The sequence below is a fragment of the Streptomyces sp. NPDC005533 genome, assembly GCF_042871845.1.
Taxonomy (GTDB): Bacteria; Actinomycetota; Actinomycetes; order Streptomycetales; family Streptomycetaceae; genus Streptomyces.
Window position 1 is genome coordinate 99,313 of sequence record NZ_JBIAJH010000008.1, and the last position, 17,734, is coordinate 117,046.

At 70.0% G+C, this 17,734-nt stretch carries 25 protein-coding genes, 1 tRNA gene and 1 riboswitch; of the genes, 16 read left to right on the plus strand and 10 right to left on the minus strand.

What is annotated here, in order from left to right; translation table 11 throughout:
• Positions 1-5 precede the first annotated feature (5 nt).
• Entirely contained in the window at positions 6-308 is a 303-nt protein-coding gene (locus tag ACFYP3_RS10545; RefSeq protein ID WP_037807208.1) for a hypothetical protein, read from the plus strand.
• Here the strand turns inward: ACFYP3_RS10545 and ACFYP3_RS10550 are convergent.
• Together ACFYP3_RS10550 and ACFYP3_RS10555 are read right to left on the minus strand one after the other, a co-directional pair.
• Positions 305-940, minus strand: coding sequence for an isochorismatase family protein (locus tag ACFYP3_RS10550; protein ID WP_388829873.1), 636 nt, complete (start codon positions 938-940; stop codon positions 305-307). The two genes, ACFYP3_RS10545 and ACFYP3_RS10550, sit on opposite strands and share 4 nt — an antisense overlap.
• A 178-nt stretch (positions 941-1,118) precedes the next feature.
• Positions 1,119-2,447, minus strand: a complete 1,329-nt coding sequence (locus ACFYP3_RS10555; protein ID WP_388829876.1) for a nicotinate phosphoribosyltransferase — start codon at positions 2,445-2,447, stop codon at positions 1,119-1,121.
• A gap of 80 nt (positions 2,448-2,527) precedes the next feature.
• Here ACFYP3_RS10555 and clpS point away from each other — a divergent pair, with 80 nt between their 5' ends.
• The 7 genes from clpS to ACFYP3_RS10590 all read left to right on the plus strand — a co-directional run bounded on the left by clpS (position 2,528) and on the right by ACFYP3_RS10590 (position 7,267).
• Positions 2,528-2,842: an ATP-dependent Clp protease adapter ClpS gene (gene clpS / locus ACFYP3_RS10560; RefSeq protein WP_030717942.1), complete on the plus strand. Its 315-nt coding sequence runs from the start codon at positions 2,528-2,530 to the stop codon at positions 2,840-2,842.
• On the plus strand, positions 2,842-3,441 hold the full coding sequence (locus ACFYP3_RS10565) for a DUF2017 domain-containing protein (RefSeq protein ID WP_388829879.1): 600 nt from the start codon (positions 2,842-2,844) through the stop codon (positions 3,439-3,441). The genes clpS and ACFYP3_RS10565 overlap by 1 nt, the downstream gene beginning before the upstream one ends.
• Positions 3,442-3,759: 318 nt before the next feature.
• Complete coding sequence (locus ACFYP3_RS10570) at positions 3,760-5,199, plus strand: amino acid permease (RefSeq protein ID WP_388829882.1); 1,440 nt, start codon at positions 3,760-3,762, stop codon at positions 5,197-5,199.
• Positions 5,200-5,331: 132 nt separating this feature from the next.
• Entirely contained in the window at positions 5,332-5,754 is a 423-nt protein-coding gene (locus ACFYP3_RS10575; protein WP_328925924.1) for a M67 family metallopeptidase, read from the plus strand.
• A 77-nt stretch (positions 5,755-5,831) separates the two neighbouring features.
• A complete protein-coding gene (locus ACFYP3_RS10580; protein WP_312847437.1) occupies positions 5,832-5,939 on the plus strand; it encodes a putative leader peptide in 108 nt (35 codons plus the stop codon).
• Between the two features lie 90 nt (positions 5,940-6,029).
• Positions 6,030-6,317, plus strand: coding sequence for a MoaD/ThiS family protein (locus ACFYP3_RS10585; protein WP_030717953.1), 288 nt, complete (start codon positions 6,030-6,032; stop codon positions 6,315-6,317).
• Positions 6,317-7,267, plus strand: a complete 951-nt coding sequence (locus tag ACFYP3_RS10590) for a cysteine synthase (protein WP_361770606.1) — start codon at positions 6,317-6,319, stop codon at positions 7,265-7,267. The genes ACFYP3_RS10585 and ACFYP3_RS10590 overlap by 1 nt, the downstream gene beginning before the upstream one ends.
• 178 nt (positions 7,268-7,445) lie before the next feature.
• On the opposite strand, the gene ACFYP3_RS10595 is transcribed toward ACFYP3_RS10590, so the two are convergent.
• Entirely contained in the window at positions 7,446-7,793 is a 348-nt protein-coding gene (locus ACFYP3_RS10595) for a DUF488 domain-containing protein (RefSeq protein WP_388830236.1), read from the minus strand.
• Between the two features lie 5 nt (positions 7,794-7,798).
• Positions 7,799-8,218, minus strand: coding sequence for a hypothetical protein (locus tag ACFYP3_RS10600; RefSeq protein ID WP_388829887.1), 420 nt, complete (start codon positions 8,216-8,218; stop codon positions 7,799-7,801).
• A gap of 240 nt (positions 8,219-8,458) precedes the next feature.
• On the opposite strand from ACFYP3_RS10600, the gene ACFYP3_RS10605 reads away from it, so the two are divergent.
• Positions 8,459-9,211, plus strand: a complete 753-nt coding sequence (locus tag ACFYP3_RS10605; protein WP_388829890.1) for an MBL fold metallo-hydrolase — start codon at positions 8,459-8,461, stop codon at positions 9,209-9,211.
• Positions 9,212-9,294: 83 nt separating this feature from the next.
• On the opposite strand, the gene ACFYP3_RS10610 is transcribed toward ACFYP3_RS10605, so the two are convergent.
• Complete coding sequence (locus ACFYP3_RS10610; RefSeq protein WP_388830239.1) at positions 9,295-10,506, minus strand: PTS transporter subunit EIIC; 1,212 nt, start codon at positions 10,504-10,506, stop codon at positions 9,295-9,297.
• Between the two features lie 308 nt (positions 10,507-10,814).
• Positions 10,815-12,119 (minus strand): PTS transporter subunit EIIC, encoded by a 1,305-nt coding sequence (locus ACFYP3_RS10615; protein ID WP_388829893.1) that lies wholly within the window; start codon positions 12,117-12,119, stop codon positions 10,815-10,817.
• Positions 12,120-12,319: 200 nt separating this feature from the next.
• On the opposite strand from ACFYP3_RS10615, the gene ACFYP3_RS10620 reads away from it, so the two are divergent.
• From ACFYP3_RS10620 to rdgB, 4 genes are all read left to right on the plus strand, one after another.
• Positions 12,320-12,553, plus strand: a complete 234-nt coding sequence (locus ACFYP3_RS10620; protein WP_030026567.1) for a glucose PTS transporter subunit EIIB — start codon at positions 12,320-12,322, stop codon at positions 12,551-12,553.
• A 95-nt stretch (positions 12,554-12,648) separates the two neighbouring features.
• Positions 12,649-13,374: a ribonuclease PH gene (gene rph / locus ACFYP3_RS10625; RefSeq protein ID WP_388829895.1), complete on the plus strand. Its 726-nt coding sequence runs from the start codon at positions 12,649-12,651 to the stop codon at positions 13,372-13,374.
• A gap of 126 nt (positions 13,375-13,500) precedes the next feature.
• A complete protein-coding gene (locus tag ACFYP3_RS10630; protein ID WP_388829897.1) occupies positions 13,501-13,881 on the plus strand; it encodes a hypothetical protein in 381 nt (126 codons plus the stop codon).
• A 7-nt stretch (positions 13,882-13,888) separates the two neighbouring features.
• On the plus strand, positions 13,889-14,503 hold the full coding sequence (gene rdgB, locus ACFYP3_RS10635) for an RdgB/HAM1 family non-canonical purine NTP pyrophosphatase (RefSeq protein WP_388829899.1): 615 nt from the start codon (positions 13,889-13,891) through the stop codon (positions 14,501-14,503).
• A gap of 55 nt (positions 14,504-14,558) precedes the next feature.
• On the opposite strand, the gene ACFYP3_RS10640 is transcribed toward rdgB, so the two are convergent.
• The 4 genes from ACFYP3_RS10640 to bcp form a co-directional block, all read right to left on the minus strand.
• A tRNA-Leu gene (locus ACFYP3_RS10640) sits at positions 14,559-14,642 on the minus strand.
• 52 nt (positions 14,643-14,694) lie between these two features.
• On the minus strand, positions 14,695-15,183 hold the full coding sequence (locus ACFYP3_RS10645) for an HNH endonuclease (protein ID WP_388829902.1): 489 nt from the start codon (positions 15,181-15,183) through the stop codon (positions 14,695-14,697).
• Entirely contained in the window at positions 15,180-15,827 is a 648-nt protein-coding gene (locus tag ACFYP3_RS10650; RefSeq protein ID WP_388829905.1) for an HNH endonuclease, read from the minus strand. Before ACFYP3_RS10650 ends, ACFYP3_RS10645 begins: the two co-directional genes overlap by 4 nt.
• A 141-nt stretch (positions 15,828-15,968) precedes the next feature.
• Positions 15,969-16,436 carry a thioredoxin-dependent thiol peroxidase gene (bcp, locus tag ACFYP3_RS10655; protein WP_388829908.1) on the minus strand — a complete coding sequence of 156 codons (468 nt, stop codon included), beginning with the start codon at positions 16,434-16,436 and terminating at the stop codon, positions 15,969-15,971.
• Positions 16,437-16,539: 103 nt separating this feature from the next.
• Here bcp and ACFYP3_RS10660 point away from each other — a divergent pair, with 103 nt between their 5' ends.
• The 3 genes from ACFYP3_RS10660 to ACFYP3_RS10670 all read left to right on the plus strand — a co-directional run bounded on the left by ACFYP3_RS10660 (position 16,540) and on the right by ACFYP3_RS10670 (position 17,719).
• Positions 16,540-16,860: a DUF3618 domain-containing protein gene (locus ACFYP3_RS10660; protein ID WP_388829911.1), complete on the plus strand. Its 321-nt coding sequence runs from the start codon at positions 16,540-16,542 to the stop codon at positions 16,858-16,860.
• 43 nt (positions 16,861-16,903) lie between these two features.
• Positions 16,904-17,245, plus strand: coding sequence for a co-chaperone GroES (locus tag ACFYP3_RS10665; RefSeq protein ID WP_030009035.1), 342 nt, complete (start codon positions 16,904-16,906; stop codon positions 17,243-17,245).
• Between the two features lie 52 nt (positions 17,246-17,297).
• A riboswitch (guanidine-III (ykkC-III) riboswitch) is annotated at positions 17,298-17,367 on the plus strand.
• Positions 17,368-17,398: 31 nt separating this feature from the next.
• Positions 17,399-17,719 (plus strand): DMT family transporter, encoded by a 321-nt coding sequence (locus tag ACFYP3_RS10670; RefSeq protein WP_388829914.1) that lies wholly within the window; start codon positions 17,399-17,401, stop codon positions 17,717-17,719.
• The last annotated feature ends 15 nt before the right edge of the window (positions 17,720-17,734 follow it).

The following is a 17,734-nucleotide window of genomic DNA, read 5'->3' on the forward strand; positions in this document are numbered from 1 at the left end:
CAGCCATGCCCGGTGGAGGTTTCGTCAGATTGCCAGGCGGCAGCGTGGTCGTTGCGCTCACGCTGCCGAGGCCCTGCGGTGAAGGTGGAAATGTCCGCGTGCTGGTGCACGCCGCGAACCGGGCCCGCGCCCTGACCAGGCTGCGGAACCTCGGGATGCGTGCGGTGTACCTGCGGGGCAACGCGCACCCGCCGACGCCGGACGAGGTCACGGCCGTCCTGCACCACCCGGACGGCCTGCTGTGGCGCGGCGCCCCCGACCGCGCACAGGAGCTCTGGCACCCCATCCGGGCCCTGCTGGGGACCTAGGGCAGCTCCTGGCCGGCCTCGGAGTCCTCCCGGCCGTCCCGGTCCGGCTTGTGGCTCACCAGGGTCACGCCCGCCGCACGGAGCTCCTCCAGGGCCCGTGCGGTGGTGTGCGGGGCGACGGCGGCCGTCAGGTCCAGCAGGACCCGGGTGTCGAAGCCCGCGCGGGCGGCGTCGAGGGCGGTCGCCCGGACGCAGTGATCGGTGGCGATCCCGACCACGTCCACCTCGGTGACGTGCCGGTCCCGCAGCCACTGGTCGAGCGTCGCCCCGTTCTCGTCGGCGCCCTCGAAACCGCTGTAGGCGGCCTCGTACGCGCCCTTGTCGAAGACGGCCGCGACCGCGCCGGAGGCGACGGCGGGAGCGAAGTTCGGGTGGAAGCCCACCCCCTCGGTCCCCGCGACGCAGTGGACGGGCCAGGAGTCCTCGAAGTCCGGCTCGGCGGGCGGGTGCGCGAAGTGCGACCCGGGGTCGATGTGGTGGTCGCGGGTGGCGACCACGTGCCGGTACGCGGGCGTGGCCTGGCCGATGTACTCGGTGACGGCGGCGGCGACGTCGGCTCCGCCGGTGACCGCGAGGCTGCCGCCTTCGCAGAAGTCGTTCTGTACGTCGACGACGATCAGTGCGCGGTGCATGACGTTGTCCTTCGGCTCGATGTCTCTGTGCGGCGGCGGCGCCCTGCGGGGGCTCTTCCCCCACCCCGCCCCTACCCGAAACGGGGACGGCGCCCCAGACCCCACGGCGCTTCCGCGCCCGCGCCCCAAACCCCGGCGGGGCCGAAAAGATCCGGCCCCGCCGGTGTCCGGGCCACGGCTACGCGTACTCCGTCGGGAGCACGGCCTCGCCGCGCGACAGCTGCGTCGCGGACAGCGGCAGCCGCGCGAGGGCGGCGCGGTGGCGCTCGCGCGCGGCCTCCAGCGGCTCGCGGGCGACCACCTCACCCGCCTTGACCAGCTGGGTGAGGAGCTGGTGGTCGGCGAGGGCCGAGGGGACCGGCCCGGTCCCGACGACCTCCGCCTCGGCGATCCCGTCCGCGTCCACCCGCCGCGCCGCCCACTTGCGGCCGCCGATGGAGGTCTTGCCGCCCGAGGACTTCTTCGCCACCGGCGCCAGCGGCGCCTTCGGGTCGGCCGAGGTGGCCCGCGCCACCAGCTTGTAGACCATGGAGCACGTCGGGTGCCCGCTGCCCGTCACCAGCTGGGTGCCCACCCCGTACGCGTCCACCGGCGCCGCCGCCAGCGAGGCGATGGCGTACTCGTCCAGGTCCGAGGTGACCACGATCTTCGTGGCCGTCGCCCCCAGCTCGTCCAGCTGCTGCCGCACCCGGTGGGCGACCAGCAGCAGGTCACCGGAGTCGATGCGGACCGCGCCCAGGTCGGTGCCCGCCACCTCGACGGCGGTGCGGACGGCCTCGGCCACGTCGTACGTGTCCACCAGGAGGGTGGTGCCCCGGCCCAGCGAGGCCACCTGCGCGGTGAAGGCGTCCCGCTCGCTGTCGTGGACCAGCGTGAAGGCGTGCGCGCTCGTGCCGACCGTCGGGATCCCGTACCGGAAGCCGGCCGCCAGGTCCGAGGTGGAGGCGAAGCCGCCCACGTACGCGGCCCGCGACGCGGCCACCGCCGCCAGCTCGTGCGTGCGCCGCGCGCCCATCTCGATCAGCGGGCGGTCGCCCGCCGCCGAGGACATCCGGGAGGCGGCCGCGGCGATCGCGGAGTCGTGGTTCAGGATCGACAGGATCACCGTCTCCAGCAGCACGCACTCGGCGAAGCTGCCCTCGACGCGCAGGACCGGCGAGCCGGGGAAGTAGACCTCGCCCTCCGGGTAGCCCCAGATGTCGCCGGAGAAGCGGTACGAGGCCAGCCAGTCCAGGGTGCGCATGTCGACGACGGCCCGCTCGCGCAGGAACTCCAGCACCGCGCCGTCGAAGCGGAAGTTCTCCACCGCGTCCAGCACCCGCCCGGTTCCCGCGACCACCCCGTAGCGGCGCCCCTCGGGCAGCCGTCGCGTGAAGACCTCGAAGACCGAGCGGCGGTCGGCGGTGCCGTTGGCCAGCGCGGCCTGCAGCATCGTGAGCTCGTAATGGTCCGTGAAGAGCGCTGTCGACGGCACGTCCACCGGCAGGCCCAGGTCCGCAGGGTTCATGTCACGGATGCTAGCGCACATCTCGTCAAAGTGACGAGATGTAGGACCCGTTTGTGCGACGGGCCCTTCGCGGTGGCAGCATGGGACAAGTGAGTGTTGCTCCTGTAGAGATCGAACGCACCGAATCGGCCGAAGAGACCTTCGCGGTCCCCGAACCCGACGTCCCCTGGGTGACCCTGGTGCACAACGACCCGGTCAACCTCATGAGCTACGTGGCGTACGTGTTCCAGGCGTACTTCGGCTATTCCAAGGACGTGGCGCACAAGCTGATGCTCGACGTCCACCACAAGGGGCGGGCGGTCGTGTCCAGCGGCACCCGCGAGGAAATGGAGCGCGACGTGCAGGCCATGCACGGCTACGGCCTGTGGGCGACCCTCTCCCAGGACCGCAACTGATGGGCGGCACGTTCCAGCCCCTGCAGAGCGGCGGCGCCGCCATCGCGCTCGACGAGATCGAGATCTCCATCCTGCGCTCCCTGGCCGTCCAGATGCTCGAACTGATCGGCCCCGGCGAGCCCGAGCCCGCCGAGGACGCCGACCCGCTCGCCGCGCTGTTCGCCGAGGGCCCCTCCGAGCCCCCGTCCGACCCGGCGCTGGCCCGGCTCTTCCCCGACGCCTACGGCGGCCCGGACGGGCCGGGGCCGAAGGAGGACCCGGAGGAGCTGCGCGCCCACTCGGCGGAGTTCCGCCGCTTCACCGAGAACGACCTGCGCACCCGCAAGCGGGAGGACGCGCTGGCCGTCGTACGCAGCCTGGACGGGCTCACGCCGGCCGGCGACGGGGCGGCGGTGCTGGAGCTGACCGGGGAGCTGCCCCTGCGCTGGCTCGGCGCGCTCAACGACCTGCGGCTGACCCTCGCGGCCCGCCTCGACATCACCGAGGACGACGAGAGCGCGGCGCTGTTCCGACTGCCGGACGACGACCCGCGCAAGCCGATGGTGATGGCGTACCTCTGGCTCGGCGGTCTCCAGGAAACCTTGATCGAAACCCTCTGAGAATCCTCAAGAGGGAACAGCGTTCGCTCAGCGGACGCTCAAATCCGGATAACGATCAGATCACCGCCATGCGGTGATCTGATCCTTTCTTTTGCCTTTGTCCAGATTTTTTAGCGCCCTCCGCCACATTTCTCCCCCTCCGGCAGTCGTAAGCCCGTGATAAATCTTCACGACTGCCGAAGGGACGCCACCCATGTCCCCCGGCTCGCTTGGACCGGCGGACCGCCGGCGTGCAACTCCATCCGTATCCGGGGGGATCGAGGACCCGATCCGCAGCCAGTCGAGGCGCGGGTCGGCGTGGAGAAAGGCGCACCAGACATGACCTCTGTGCAGGTCGAGCAGCACGGCAACACGCCCGGCGAGGGCACTCAGGGCGAGGGCGGCGAGGGTTACCACCGCACGCTCGGCGCCCGCCAGATCCAGATGATCGCGATCGGCGGAGCCATCGGCACCGGCCTGTTCCTGGGCGCCGGCAAGGCGATCTCCAAGGCCGGACCGAGCCTGATCCTGGCCTACGCGATCGCGGGCCTGGTCATCTTCTTCATCATGCGGGCCCTGGGCGAGCTGCTCATGTACCGCCCCGTCTCCGGCTCCTTCTCGGACTACGCCCGCGAGTTCCTGGGCCCGTTCTGGGGATACGTCACCGGCTGGACGTACTGGCTGTTCTGGGTGGTCACCGGCATCACCGAGGTGACGGCCGCCGCGCAGTACATGGCGTACTGGACCCACGACAGCTTCCCGCAATGGGCCTACGCGCTGATCTTCACGGTCGTCCTCTACGCCGCCAACCTGATCTCCGTGAAGCTCTTCGGCGAGCTGGAGTTCTGGTTCTCCATGGTCAAGGTCACCGCCATCGTCGGCATGATCCTGATCTGCGCCGGCATCCTCACCATCGGCTTCTCCGACGCGGCCGACACCGCCACCGTCACCAACCTGTGGAACGACGGCGGCTTCTTCCCCAAGGGCATCGGCGGCACGCTGATGACCCTGCAGATCGTCATGTTCGCCTTCCTCGCGGTCGAGCTGGTCGGCGTCACCGCCGGCGAGTCCAAGGACCCCGAGAAGACCCTGCCCAAGGCCATCAACACCGTGCCGTGGCGCATCGCCGTCTTCTACGTCGGCGCACTGATCATGATCCTGTCGGTCGTCCCGTGGACGCACTTCCAGCCGGGCGTCTCGCCCTTCGTCGCCGCCTTCGAGCGCATGGGCCTCGGCATCGGCGCGGCCATCGTCAACTTCGTCGTGCTGACCGCCGCCCTGTCCTCCTGCAACTCGGGCATGTACTCCACCGGCCGCATGCTGCGCGACCTCGCGCTCAACGGCCAGGGCCCTAAGTTCTTCGCCACGCTCACCAAGAGCGGCACCCCGCTGGTCGGCACCACCTTCTCCGCCGCGCTGATGCTGGTGGGCGTCTGGATCAACTACGTCGCCCCGGGCAAGGCCTTCGACTACGTCGTCTCCTTCGCCACCATCTCCGGCATGTGGGCCTGGATCATGATCCTCGTCTGCCAGATCCGCTACCGCGCCAAGTCGGACCGCGGCGAGCTGCCCGCCTCCCCGTTCAAGGCGCCGGGCGCCCCCTACACGAGCTGGTTCGCCCTGCTCTTCATCGGCATGGTCATCGTGATGATGGGCGCCGACAAGGACTCCCGCGTCTCGCTGTACTGCGCCCCGCTGTGGGGCCTGATCCTGGGCGTCTCCTACCTGGTGATGAAGTCCCGCGACCCGCGCGGCGCCGCCTTCACCAAGGCCTCGTAGCACCCGAAGACCGTGAGTCCCGGCCGCCTGCCACGGCCGGGAACCGCGCTCCCACGGACCTTGTGTCCACCATGCGGGCCCTTCCGTACCACTCCTCGGTACGGAAGGGCCCGTCTGCTTATCCTGTCGCTCATGCTGACCCTCACCCAGGCCCTGTACGACCAGATCGTCGAGCACGCCCGCCAGGACCACCCCGACGAGGCGTGCGGCGTCGTGGCCGGCCCGGCGGGCACCGGCCGCCCCGAGCGGTTCATCCCGATGCTCAACGCGGCCCGCTCGCCCACCTTCTACGAGTTCGACTCGAAGGACCTGCTCAAGCTCTACCGCGAGCTGGACGACCGGGACGAGGAGCCGGTGATCGTCTACCACTCGCACACCGCCACCGAGGCCTACCCCTCGCGCACCGACGTCACGTACGCGAACGAGCCGGGCGCGCACTACGTCCTCGTCTCGACCGCGGACAAGGACGGCCTCGGAGAGTTCCAGTTCCGCTCGTACCGGATCGTCGACGGCGTGATCACCGAGGAAGAAGTGCAGGTCGTCGAGGCCTACTGACCACCATGTGAGCGCTTGGCGTCCACGATGCGGGATCACACTCCAAACCGGGGACCGGGAATCGTTAACATGACCGCATGGTTTCCCACGACGTGAGCATCGAGACGCCCGGCAGGCTGCTGCTCGTGGCGCGGCTGCACGTCGACCTGTGCCGCCTCGCCAGTGCCATCTGTCCTGCCGTCTGAGCACCAGAGCCCCTCTGCGCGGGGGGCCGACGAACCGCGCGCCGCACGTTCCTCACGCCCCTGCTTACGCCCTGACGACTGGAGACAGCCATGGCCATCGAGGTCCGCATCCCCACCATCCTCCGCACCTACACCGAAGGCGAGAAGGCCGTCTCCGGTGAGGGCGCGACCCTCGCCGACCTCTTCGCCGACCTGGAGACCCGTCACAAGGGCATCCAGGAGCGCATCGTCGACGAGTCCAAGGGCGGCGAGCTGCGCCGCTTCGTGAACGTCTACCTCAACGACGAGGACGTCCGCTTCCTCGCCGGCATCTCCACCGAGCTCAAGGACGGCGACAGCGTCACCATCCTCCCGGCCGTGGCCGGCGGATCGAAGTAATGCGCTACGACTCCCCGCTGGCCGCGGTCGGCAACACGCCGCTGGTCCGGCTGCCCCGGCTGTCGCCCTCGGACGACGTCCGCATCTGGGCCAAGCTGGAGGACCGCAACCCGACCGGCTCGATCAAGGACCGCCCCGCGCTCCACATGGTCGAGCAGGCCGAGAAGGACGGCCGGCTGTACCCCGGCTGCACGATCCTGGAGCCGACCTCGGGCAACACCGGCATCTCCCTGGCGATGGCGGCCAAGCTCAAGGGCTACCGCATCGTGTGCGTGATGCCGGAGAACACCAGTCAGGAGCGGCGCGACCTGCTGGCCATGTGGGGAGCCGAGATCATCTCGTCGCCGGCCGCCGGCGGCTCGAACACCGCGGTCCGCGTGGCCAAGGAACTCGCCGCGGAGCACCCGGACTGGGTGATGCTCTACCAGTACGGCAACCCGGACAACGCCGGCGCGCACTACGCCACCACGGGCCCGGAGATCCTCGCCGACCTCCCGTCGATCACCCACTTCGTGGCGGGCCTCGGCACCACGGGCACCCTGATGGGCGTCGGCCGCTACCTGCGAGAGAACGTGCCCGGAGTGAAGATCGTCGCGGCGGAGCCGAGGTACGACGACCTCGTCTACGGGCTGCGCAACCTCGACGAGGGCTTCGTCCCCGAGCTGTACGACGCCTCCGTGCTCACCACCCGCTTCTCGGTGGGCTCGGCGGACGCGGTCACCCGCACGCGGGAGCTGCTGCAGCAGGAGGGGATCTTCGCGGGCGTCTCCACGGGAGCCGCCCTGCACGCGGCGATCGGCGTCGGCCGCAAGGCGGTGGCCGCGGGCGAGACCGCCGACATCGTCTTCGTCGTGGCCGACGGCGGCTGGAAGTACCTCTCGACCGGCGTCTACACGGCCGCGACCACCGAAGAGGCCATCGAGGTCCTCCAGGGCCAGCTCTGGGCGTAGCCCTTACGGGGTGGCCGGCCGTCTCGGCTGCGCCACCGCTTCCCGGGGCTCCGCTCCGGACCCCGCGCCTCGAACTCCACCGTTCGAGGCGCGGGCGCGACGCGCCGTGCAGTGACCGGTCCGGGCGGGCCCGGCCAGGTCGTCTCTTCCGGATCTTGCCTCGCCCGCGAGAGACGACCTAGGCGGACAGCAGGTCGGCGAGCACCGCCGCGTGGCTCGTGGCCGGGTCCTTGACCGCGGTCAGCAGGGTGAGCGGCCCGGCCTCGGCGAGCAGCCGCAGACGGTCCAGTTCCGCCACCGCCCCCGGTCCCGCCAGCTCCGCCTCGTACCGTTCCCGGAACTCCCCGGCGGAGCCACCCGCGTGGAACCACTTGCGCAGCTCCGCCGACGGCGTGACCGCCCTCGGCCACTCGTCGACCGCCGCCGCCTCCTTCGCCAGGCCCCGCGGCCACAGCCGGTCCACCAGGACCCGCACCCCGTCCGCGCCCGGCTCCGGCGGGTCGTACACGCGCCGCAAGCGGATCACCGGCTTCACCGGCCGCCTCCCAGTCCCTTGACCTCGTCCCACACCGCCGGATCCAGCATCCCCATCCGCGTCCGGAACTCCCACAGCGACACCTCCGCCGGCCGGTCCGCCTCCAGGAAGCCCGCCCGGCCCTGCGCCCCCACCGTCCCCGGGGGCAGCGGGATCACCCCGGCCCGCCGGTCGTCGTACTTCCCGGTGATCCACGCGACCCGCGCGCGGTGACCCCGTACCGTCCCGACCGCGAGGACCAGACACCTACGGCCGTCCACCAGGGACCACAGCTCGCCCGCGTGCGGATGCGGCGGCGGACCGGACCCGTGCGCGGGCGGGGCCCGGCGGGGGAGACCCGGCCGCGCCCCGACCACCAGCGCCACCAGCGCCACGGCCACGACCGCAGCCACGGCGGGCCACCAGGACGTGTCCATGTTTCGACCGTAGCCGCGCCACCCGCACCCGGCACCCGGCGCGCCCGCACGGCGGGATGGGCACGGCGCATCTAGGCCCGTACACCTGACCGCTTGCCATTACTGGGTATGAGTGGTGCAGGCGGTGACTTCCCCCACAACGGCCCGCCGCGGAGGAGCGACCGGCCGTTTCGCGCCTTACGCTCGACGCACGCACGGCCCGCATTCCGTCCACGGACCGTCCACGGAGGTTCACGCTCCATGAAGCTCACCGTCGTCGGCTGTTCGGGGTCGTTCCCGTCCGCGGAATCGGCCTGTTCGAGCTACCTCGTCGAGGCCGACGGCTTCCGGCTGCTCCTCGACATGGGCAACGGCGCCCTCGGGGACCTCCAGCGCCACTGCGGTCTCTACGACCTCGACGCGATCTTCCTGAGCCATCTGCACGCCGACCACTGCATCGACATGTGCGCGTACTTCGTCGCCCGTTTCTACCGGCACGAGGGCGGCCGCTGCGGCACCATCCCCGTCTACGGACCCGAGGGCACCGAGCGCCGTCTGACCACCGCCTACGACGACGTCCCCGACGAGCGCTCGATGAGCGAGGTCTTCGACTTCCGCACCCTGAAGTCCGGAAGCTTCGAGATCGGGCCGTTCCAGATCCGCACCGAGCGCGTCGCCCACCCCGTCGAGTCCTACGGCATCCGCATCGAGCACGGCGGCCGCTCGCTCGCGTACTCCGGGGACACCGGTGCCTGCCCCGAGCTGGGGCTGCTCGCCGACGGCGCCGACCTCTTCCTCTGCGAGGCCTCCTTCACGCACGGCAAGGAGGACATCCCGGACCTCCACCTCAACGGCCGCGAGGCCGGCGAGTACGCGCGCGGCGGTGACGTCGGCCGGCTCGTCCTCACGCACATCCCGCCGTGGACGGACGCGGCGCAGAACCTCGCCGACGCCCGCGCGGTCTACGCGGGCCGGGTCGACCTGGCGTACGCGGGCGCGGTCTACGAGATCTGAGCACGGCCCTCGGCCGTACGCACGAGGAAGCCCCCGCCCTCCCTTCCGGGAGAGCGGGGGCTTCGACGTGCGGGCGAGCGGGCTTACTTGGCCTCGGCCTTCAGCAGCTCGGCGAGCTCCTCGTCGGACTCGCGGCCCGGCGTCGGGAGGTTCCACTTGACGATCGCGAAGCGGAAGACGACGTAGTAGACCGCCGCGAAGCAGAGGCCGACCAGCGCCAGGCCGAACGGGTTCGTCGCCTTGCCGAGGTTCAGCAGGTAGTCGATGGCGCCGGCGGAGAAGCCGAACCCGTCCTTCATGCCGAGGGACCAGGTCAGGGCCATGGACACACCGGTCAGGACCGCGTGGACCGCGTACAGCACCGGGGCGATGAACATGAAGGTGAACTCGATCGGCTCGGTCACACCGGTGACGAAGGAGGTGAGCGCGAGGGAGAACATCATGCCGCCGACGACCTTGCGGCGCTCGGGGCGGGCGCAGTGCACGATCGCGAGGCAGGCCGCCGGGAGGGCGAACATCATGATCGGGAAGAAGCCGGTCATGAACTGTCCGGCGGTCGGGTCACCGGCGAGGAAGCGGGAGATGTCGCCGCTCTTGCCCTGGTACTCGCCGGCCTGGAACCACGGGAAGGAGTTGAGCAGGTGGTGCATGCCGACGGGGATCAGAGCGCGGTTGGCGACACCGAAGATGCCCGCACCGACCGCGCCGGAGCCGACCAGCCACTCGCCCAGGTTGTGCAGACCGGTGCCGAGCACCGGCCAGATCAGACCGAAGGCGATGCCGATCACCAGGCCGGCGAAGGCCGAGAGGATCGGGACCAGGCGGCGGCCGCCGAAGAAGCCCGCCCACTCGGGCAGCTTGGTCCGGTAGAACTTCTGGTACAGCAGGGCGACCACGATGCCCATGACGACACCGCCGAGGACCTTGGCGTCGACAGGGGCGTCCACGAGGGCGACCTTGTGGTCGACGACGACCTCGACCTGCGGCAGGCTCGGGTCCGTGAAGGTCGCGAGGACCTTGGAGAAGACCAGGTAGCCGGTCACGGCCGCGAGCGCGGTCGAACCGTCGGACTTCTTGGCGAAGCCGATCGCGATGCCGACGGCGAACAGCAGCGCCATGTTGGCGAGGATCGCGCCGCCACCGGCGGCCATGTAGCCGGCGATCTTGTTGATGAACTCCGGCATCGACGCCGAGCCCAGCATGTCCTTGTCGCCGAGGCGAACCAGGAGTGCGGCTGCAGGCAGCACGGCCACGGGGAGCATGAGGCTCCGGCCGATGCGCTGCATGACGGCCATCACGCCAGCGCCCTTCTTCTTCTCCGCCGCGGGAGCGGCAGCCGTGGTCACAAGGTCCTCCAGTGGGCAAGGCGCCGCCAGGGGAAACGGGGACGGCGGCGTCTTCGAAAGGGGGGATACACGGGGGCTCGAACGCGCCTCGTGGTCTACACCAATTGTGGTGTAGACCAGTTGTAACACGGTGAGGGATAGATAAGGAACCTTCGATTTCCTGTGGCCTGGATCACATGGTCCGGGGTATGCCGAAGGGCCCCCGGATCGTGATCCGAGGGCCCTTGACGGACCGGTTCCCACTCCTGCCGGGAGGCTCAGGCCTTGATGGTCTCCGCCTGCATCGCCTCGATCTCCTCGTCCGACTCGCGCCCCGGAGTCGGGATGTCGAACCTGGTGATCGCGAAACGGAACACGACGTAGTACACCACCGCGAAACACAGGCCGATCGGGATGATCAGCAACGGCTTCGTCGCCAGGCCGAAGTTGATGAGGTAGTCGATCAGACCCGCCGAGAAGCTGAAGCCGTCGTGGACGCCCAGCGCCCAGGTCACCGCCATGGAGACACCCGTCAGCACCGCGTGCACCGCGTACAGGACGGGCGCGACGAACAGGAAGGAGTACTCCAGCGGCTCCGTGATCCCGGTGACGAACGAGGTCAAGGCCACCGACAGCATCAGGCCGCCGACCTCCTTGCGCCGCTGCGGCTTCGCGCAGTGCGTGATCGCCAGCGCCGCCGCCGGAAGCGCGAACATCATGATCGGGAAGAAGCCGGTCAGGAACAGCCCCGCGTTCGGGTCGCCCGCCAGGAACATGTTGATGTCGCCGTGCACCGTCTGTCCGTCCGGCTTGGTGTAGCTGCCGAACTGGAACCACACCGGAACGTTCAGGAACTGGTGCAGGCCGATCACCAGCAGCGCGCGGTTGGCGACGCCGAAGATCCCGGCACCCCAGGAGCCCAGCCCCACCAGCCAGTCGGAGAAGCTCTCCAGCGCGCTGCCCACGGGCGGCCAGATCCACAGGCAGAGCGCCGCGAACCCGATCGCCACGAACGACATGATGATCGGGACCAGCCGGCGGCCGTTGAAGAAGCCCAGCCAGTCGACCAGCTTGACCCGGTGGAAGCGCTGCCAGAACCAGGCGGCGAGCAGGCCCATGACGATGCCGCCGAACACTCCGGGGTTCTGGTACGTGAACTCCACGAAGGTGTTGTTCGGCCCCAGGCAGCCTCCGCCGATGTCCGTGGTGCCGACCGGGCACGTCTTGGGGAAGGCGTGCAGCACGCCCCGGTAGACGAGGAAGCCCGCCACCGCCGCGAGGGCCGTCGAGCCGTCGGCCTTCTTGGCCATGCCGATCGCGACGCCGATGCAGAAGAGCAGTGGTAGGCCGAGGTCCGCGTTCAGCAGGGCGCCGCCCGCCGCCACCATCACCCTGGACACGATGGTCCAGTTCAGGCCCTCCTCGCCGAAGACGCCGGGCTGCCCGAGCCCGTTGAGGAGTCCGGCCGCGGGCAGCACCGCGATCGGCAGCTGCAGGCTCCGCCCCATCTTCTGCAGCCCCGGGTACAAGCCGCTCCACCACTTCTGCTGCCGCGGTGCTGCCGCGGCGCTGCTCGCACTCATCGGAGTCCCTCCTGAACGGCCCGTTTTGGCAGCGGCAGCACGTGCGGCACACTGGTGTAGACCAGTCACGGGGCAGGCTGCTGCTGATCGTCATGATTCGGCAGACCCGGGTCATGCGCTCGCGTAGATGGGCCAACCGTGCGTTACCGTGACAAAGCGGATCGTGCAGGTCGTTCTTCGTAGAACTCAGGGAGAAACACATGGCCACCAAGGCTGAGAAGATCGTCGCCGGGCTCGGCGGCATCGAGAACATCGAAGAGGTCGAGGGCTGCATCACCCGCCTGCGCACCGAGGTCGTCAACCCCGACCTCGTCGACGAGGCCGCGCTCAAGGCCGCCGGCGCCCACGGCGTCGTCCGGATGGGCACCGCCGTCCAGGTCGTCATCGGCACCGACGCCGACCCGATCGCCGCCGACATCGAGGACATGATGTGATCCGGACCCCCTAGGGCCCTTCACACAGCGGACCCCGTCCCGGAACCACCCGGACGGGGTCCTTGCGTTCCCCCGCAGGGACTAGGCTCGGAGCCATGTCTCGCATCGACGGCCGTACGCCCGAACAGCTCCGCCCGGTCACCATCGAACGCGGATGGAGCAAGCACGCCGAGGGCTCCGTCCTCATCTCCTTCGGAGACACCAAGGTCTTCTGCACCGCCTCCTTCACCGAAGGCGTCCCGCGCTGGCGCAAGGGCAGCGGCGAAGGCTGGGTCACCTCCGAGTACTCGATGCTGCCCCGCTCCACCAACACCCGCGGCGACCGCGAATCCGTACGCGGCAAGATCGGCGGCCGCACCCACGAGATCTCCCGCCTCATCGGCCGCTCGCTGCGCGCCGTCATCGACTACAAGGCCCTCGGCGAGAACACCATCGTCCTGGACTGCGACGTCCTCCAGGCCGACGGCGGCACCCGCACCGCCGCCATCACCGGCGCCTACGTCGCCCTCGCCGACGCCGTCGCGTGGGGCCAGCAGAAGAAGCTCATCAAGGCCGGCCGCAAGCCGCTCACCGGCACCGTCGCCGCCGTCAGCGTCGGCATCGTCGACGGCGTCCCGCTCCTCGACCTCTGCTACGAGGAGGACGTGCGCGCCGAGACCGACATGAACGTGGTCTGCACCGGCGACGGCCGCTTCGTCGAGGTCCAGGGCACCGCCGAGGGCGAGCCCTTCGACCGCAAGGAGCTCAACGCCCTCCTCGACCTCGCCGCCGGCGGCTGCGCGGACCTGGAGGCCATCCAGCTGGGCGCGCTCGCACTGTAGGCGGGCGTCCGCTCCCCGGGGCGGCAACCGCCGGGCCCGGCCCGGCGTCTAGCACCACACGGGCGCACGGTGTCACAGCCGTGCGCCCGTCCACGCATCCGAACACTGCTCCCGGGGGAGAACCGCATGAAGCTCCGCATCGCGGCCATAGCCGTGGCCGCCGTACTGACCGTCCCGGCCCTGTCCGCCTGCGACGCGATCTCCACGGCCATGGACTGCGCGAACACGGCGGTGGCCATCACCGACGGCGCCAACGACCTCCAGCAGGCGGTCTCCCAGGCGGGCAACAGCCCCCAGGACGCCCAGAACGCGCTCAACCAGATCGAGGCGAACCTCAAGAAGATCGGCGACCAGACGGACAACGCCGACCTGGGCAAGGCCATCGACTCGATGAGCACGGCGGTCAAGAACGTCCGCGCCTCCATCGAGAGCGGCAACACCGTCCCGGACATCCAGCCCGTCGCGGACGCGGCCGGCGAGATCTCCAAGGTCTGCACCCCGGGATAATGGACGCATGACCTCGACGCCCAGCCGCCTGATCCTGGCCACCCGCAACGCGGGCAAAGTCTCCGAACTCCGCGCCATCCTGTCCGACGCCGGCCTGCCGCACGAGCTGGTCGGCGCGGACGCGTACCCGGAGATCCCGGACGTCAAGGAGACCGGGGTCACCTTCGCCGAGAACGCCCTCCTCAAGGCCCACGCCCTCGCGCAGGCCACCGGGCTCCCGGCCGTCGCCGACGACTCCGGCCTCTGCGTGGACGTCCTGAACGGCGCCCCCGGCATCTTCTCCGCCCGCTGGGCCGGCACGCACGGCGACGACAAGGCCAACCTCGACCTGCTGCTGGCCCAGCTCGGCGACATCGCCGACGAGCACCGCGGCGCCCACTTCTTCTGCGCGGCCGCCCTCGCCCTGCCCGACGGCACGGAGCGCGTGGTCGAGGGCCGCCTGCTCGGCACCCTCCGCCACACCCCGTCCGGCACGGGCGGCTTCGGCTACGACCCGGTTCTCCAGCCCCTGGGGGAGACGCGGACGTGCGCGGAGATGACGGCCGCGGAGAAGAACGCCATCTCCCACCGGGGACAGGCGTTCCGCGCCCTGGTCCCCTTCGTCCGCGCCCTCCTGAGCTGAGCCCGGGTACGAGAACGGCCTGCGAATCAATCCTTCGATTCGCAGGCCGTTTGTGTGCGGCGGAAGGGATTCGAACCCTCAAGCCGTTTCACGGGCCACAGATCCTAAGTCTGCTGCGTCGCCGTTGCGCCACCGCCGCTAGCCGCCTGCCATGATAGCCGCAGGCGGCCAGGGCGGTTGATGAAGATCGGTTATGTCGAGGGGCGGCTGCCTCCTCGACACCAGGTGCCGGTGATGGCATGGCAGTTGGGGCAGAGCAGTCGCAGGTTCTCCCGACGGTCGTCGCTCCGGTCGCCGTTGATGTGGTCCACTTCCAGCGTCATGGGACGCCCCCGCCACTCGGGAGGTGTGCCGCATCGTGCGCAGCGGTCCGGGGTGCCGATGTCCCGAAGGGCTCGCCGCAGGAGGTCGGTGCGTGTTCGCTGTTTTCCGTTTCGGGTGACGAGGATTTCCTCTGCGGCCTTGAGCGGCCTGGTCCCGGCCTTACCGCGTTGATGCCCTTGGCCGAGGAAGTGCGACGTGTCGTGTCCCTCCTCTGCGATCCATTTGCGCAAGTGGGCACGCTGCCCGCCGTGGTCGGGGAATCCCAGTGCCCGGAGCGTTCCGGCGATACCGGCCGACTTGGTGATGGCCTGCGCCAGTTCTTCTCGTGAGGGCCGATCGTGGCGGTGGCTTTTCATACCCGCCCCTTGCCCCGGCCGCGGTACGAGTCTGTCGTGGAGTGGCAGTTGGGGCACAGCAGCCGCAGGTTTTCCCGACGGTTGTCGCGCCAGTCGCCGTTGATGTGGTCGACCTCCAAGGGGAGGGGTTCAGCCATCCAGACTGCGGAGATACCGCAATCGGCGCAACGCTCCTCGATGCCGAGCTCAAGCAGAGAGCGCCGGAGCATCGTGTTCGGAGTGCGCCTGGCATGCGGAGTGTGGTCCTCACGGAGGATCTCGTCGGCTGCGCGCCGTCGGTTGTTGTCTCGCATCCGGTCCGTTCGGGACGGGCCGGTGAAATGCGACGTGTCGATGCCCAGCGCGCGGACCCGGCGGCTGATGTGGGCATGGTGCCCTCCCACCGCGTCGAGTCCTAGGCGTCGCAGCACCTCGTACATGTTGCTGGAGGCGTTGACCGCCTCCTCCAGAACGGCGCGTGTCCAGCGGTTTCCGTCCCGCTCGAAGTGAGAGACGTCCACTCCGAGCTGGTTCATGCGCCTGCGTATGTATGCGCGCGAGCTGCTCTTCGGATCGACTCCCAGTTGCTTCAGCGCCTCCTCCAGCGTCCGTGACGTACGTGCCGCCTCCGCCAGGCGTTCCCGCGTGTACGGGCTGATCGGCATCCCGGCCCCTCCGTTCCAGGTCGCACGTGCGACCCTCGTACGGAGTAACGGACCGATAGTCGGACGGTTACGAGCAGTCTCGTCCGATAGGCACTCCGGCCCGCACCCGAGCGGGTGCGGGCCGGTGCGGCAGGGGCCGGGTCAGATGCCCAGGTCCTTGATGATCTTGGCTACGTGGCCCGTGGCCTTGACGTTGTAGAAGGCGTGCTCGACCTTGCCCTCCTCGTCGACGACCACCGTGGAGCGGATGACCCCGGTGACCGTCTTGCCGTACAGCTTCTTCTCGCCGTACGCGCCGTACGCCGTCAGGGTCTCCTTCTCCGGGTCGCCGACCAGGGTGACCTTCAGGTGCTCCTTCTCGCGGAACTTCGCCAGCTTCTCCGGCTTGTCCGGGGAGACCCCGATGACGTCGTAGCCCGCCGTCGCCAGGACGTCCAGATTGTCCGTGAAGTCGCAGGCCTGCTTGGTGCAGCCCGGGGTCAGGGCGGCCGGGTAGAAGTAGACGATCACCTTGCGGCCCTTGTGCTCGGCGAGCGAGACCTCGTTGCCGTCCGCGTCGGGCAGGGTGAAGGCGGGGGCGGTGTCGCCCGGCTGAAGTCGCTCGCTCATCTGGACAGTCTCCTCAAGAGGGGATCGGTACGTCCCGAGACTAAGCTGACAGACTGTTCACCGGGGACTACCCCCACCGGACCACGACGACGGAGGCAGCGCGGTGCCCGAAGCCAGGACCCCCGCACAGATCGAGGCGGACATCGTCCGCCGCCGCGAGCAGCTCGCCGAGACGCTCGACGAGATCGGCGTGCGCGTGCACCCGAAGACGATCATCGGGGATGCGCGGGCCAAGGTCGTCTCGACCGTCGACCACACGGCCGGGCGGGCCTTCGCCGCGGTGAACCGTGTCGTGACGGACCTGCGGGACGGCCTGCGCCACGAAGACGGGACTCCGCGTCCCGAGCGGATCGTGCCGGTCGCCCTCCTCGCGGTCGGCGTGGTCGGTGTGGTTGTCCTGTCGGGACGACGCAGGCGCGCGTGACCCTGAGCGGCACGGGGCGGGCGCGGACAGGTAGGTTCGGGGCGTGAGCGAGAACACCACCCACGACAAGCTGCCCATCCGCATGCTGCACGACCGCGTGCTCGTGAAGTCCGACCTGCCGGAGGGCGAGCGGCGCTCGGGCGGCGGCATCCTGATTCCGGCGACGGCCGCGGTGGGCAAGCGGCTGGCCTGGGCCGAGGTGGTCGCGGTCGGGCAGAACGTACGGACGGTCGAGCCCGGGGACCGGGTCCTGTACGACCCCGAGGACCGCGCCGAGGTCGAGGTGCGGGGCGCGACGTACGTGCTGATGCGCGAGCGGGACCTGCACGCGGTGGCCGCGGAGCGGCTGGAGGGGTCGGAGGACTCCACCGGTCTGTACCTGTGAGCGCGCCTCACTGAGCCGAAAGGGCTGGTGGCCTTGGTCACCGGCCCTTTTCGCCGCCCTTTGCTACGGTGGAGGAGAACCCGACGAGACGCGCCGTACCGGGTACGACAAGACGACGCACCCCGTATCGCTCGATGTCTCGGAGGTGCCGTCATGGCCTGGGTTCTTCTCGTTGTCGCCGGTGTGGTCGAAGTCGGCTGGTCGATCGGCATGAAGTTCACCGACGGCTTCACCCGGCTCTGGCCGAGCGTGTTCACGGGCGCCGGCATCGTCACCAGCATGGTGCTGCTGTCCTACGCCGCGCGGACCCTGCCCATCGGTACCGCGTACGGGGTGTGGGTGGGCATCGGCGCCGCCGGTGCGGCCGTGCTCGGCATGGCGGTGCTGGGCGAGCCCGTCACCGCCTCCCGGATCTTCTTCATCGGTCTGCTGCTGGTCGCCGTGGTCGGGCTGAAGGTGACCTCCGGTCACTGACCGCCCGCGCCGGCC

Bases quoted from the DNA above. Each gene is read 5' to 3' on its own strand.
- ACFYP3_RS10545 (WP_037807208.1), top strand. From the start codon at position 6: ATGCCCGGTGGAGGTTTCGTCAGATTGCCAGGCGGCAGCGTGGTCGTT.
- ACFYP3_RS10550 (WP_388829873.1), bottom strand. From the start codon at position 940: ATGCACCGCGCACTGATCGTCGTCGACGTACAGAACGACTTCTGCGAA.
- ACFYP3_RS10555 (WP_388829876.1), bottom strand. From the start codon at position 2,447: ATGAACCCTGCGGACCTGGGCCTGCCGGTGGACGTGCCGTCGACAGCG.
- clpS (WP_030717942.1), top strand. From the start codon at position 2,528: ATGGGACAAGTGAGTGTTGCTCCTGTAGAGATCGAACGCACCGAATCG.
- ACFYP3_RS10565 (WP_388829879.1), top strand. From the start codon at position 2,842: ATGGGCGGCACGTTCCAGCCCCTGCAGAGCGGCGGCGCCGCCATCGCG.
- ACFYP3_RS10570 (WP_388829882.1), top strand. From the start codon at position 3,760: ATGACCTCTGTGCAGGTCGAGCAGCACGGCAACACGCCCGGCGAGGGC.
- ACFYP3_RS10575 (WP_328925924.1), top strand. From the start codon at position 5,332: ATGCTGACCCTCACCCAGGCCCTGTACGACCAGATCGTCGAGCACGCC.
- ACFYP3_RS10580 (WP_312847437.1), top strand. From the start codon at position 5,832: ATGGTTTCCCACGACGTGAGCATCGAGACGCCCGGCAGGCTGCTGCTC.
- ACFYP3_RS10585 (WP_030717953.1), top strand. From the start codon at position 6,030: ATGGCCATCGAGGTCCGCATCCCCACCATCCTCCGCACCTACACCGAA.
- ACFYP3_RS10590 (WP_361770606.1), top strand. From the start codon at position 6,317: ATGCGCTACGACTCCCCGCTGGCCGCGGTCGGCAACACGCCGCTGGTC.
- ACFYP3_RS10600 (WP_388829887.1), bottom strand. From the start codon at position 8,218: ATGGACACGTCCTGGTGGCCCGCCGTGGCTGCGGTCGTGGCCGTGGCG.
- ACFYP3_RS10605 (WP_388829890.1), top strand. From the start codon at position 8,459: ATGAAGCTCACCGTCGTCGGCTGTTCGGGGTCGTTCCCGTCCGCGGAA.
- ACFYP3_RS10610 (WP_388830239.1), bottom strand. From the start codon at position 10,506: ATGGCCGTCATGCAGCGCATCGGCCGGAGCCTCATGCTCCCCGTGGCC.
- ACFYP3_RS10615 (WP_388829893.1), bottom strand. From the start codon at position 12,119: ATGAGTGCGAGCAGCGCCGCGGCAGCACCGCGGCAGCAGAAGTGGTGG.
- ACFYP3_RS10620 (WP_030026567.1), top strand. From the start codon at position 12,320: ATGGCCACCAAGGCTGAGAAGATCGTCGCCGGGCTCGGCGGCATCGAG.
- rph (WP_388829895.1), top strand. From the start codon at position 12,649: ATGTCTCGCATCGACGGCCGTACGCCCGAACAGCTCCGCCCGGTCACC.
- ACFYP3_RS10630 (WP_388829897.1), top strand. From the start codon at position 13,501: ATGAAGCTCCGCATCGCGGCCATAGCCGTGGCCGCCGTACTGACCGTC.
- rdgB (WP_388829899.1), top strand. From the start codon at position 13,889: ATGACCTCGACGCCCAGCCGCCTGATCCTGGCCACCCGCAACGCGGGC.
- ACFYP3_RS10645 (WP_388829902.1), bottom strand. From the start codon at position 15,183: ATGAAAAGCCACCGCCACGATCGGCCCTCACGAGAAGAACTGGCGCAG.
- ACFYP3_RS10650 (WP_388829905.1), bottom strand. From the start codon at position 15,827: ATGCCGATCAGCCCGTACACGCGGGAACGCCTGGCGGAGGCGGCACGT.
- bcp (WP_388829908.1), bottom strand. From the start codon at position 16,436: ATGAGCGAGCGACTTCAGCCGGGCGACACCGCCCCCGCCTTCACCCTG.
- ACFYP3_RS10670 (WP_388829914.1), top strand. From the start codon at position 17,399: ATGGCCTGGGTTCTTCTCGTTGTCGCCGGTGTGGTCGAAGTCGGCTGG.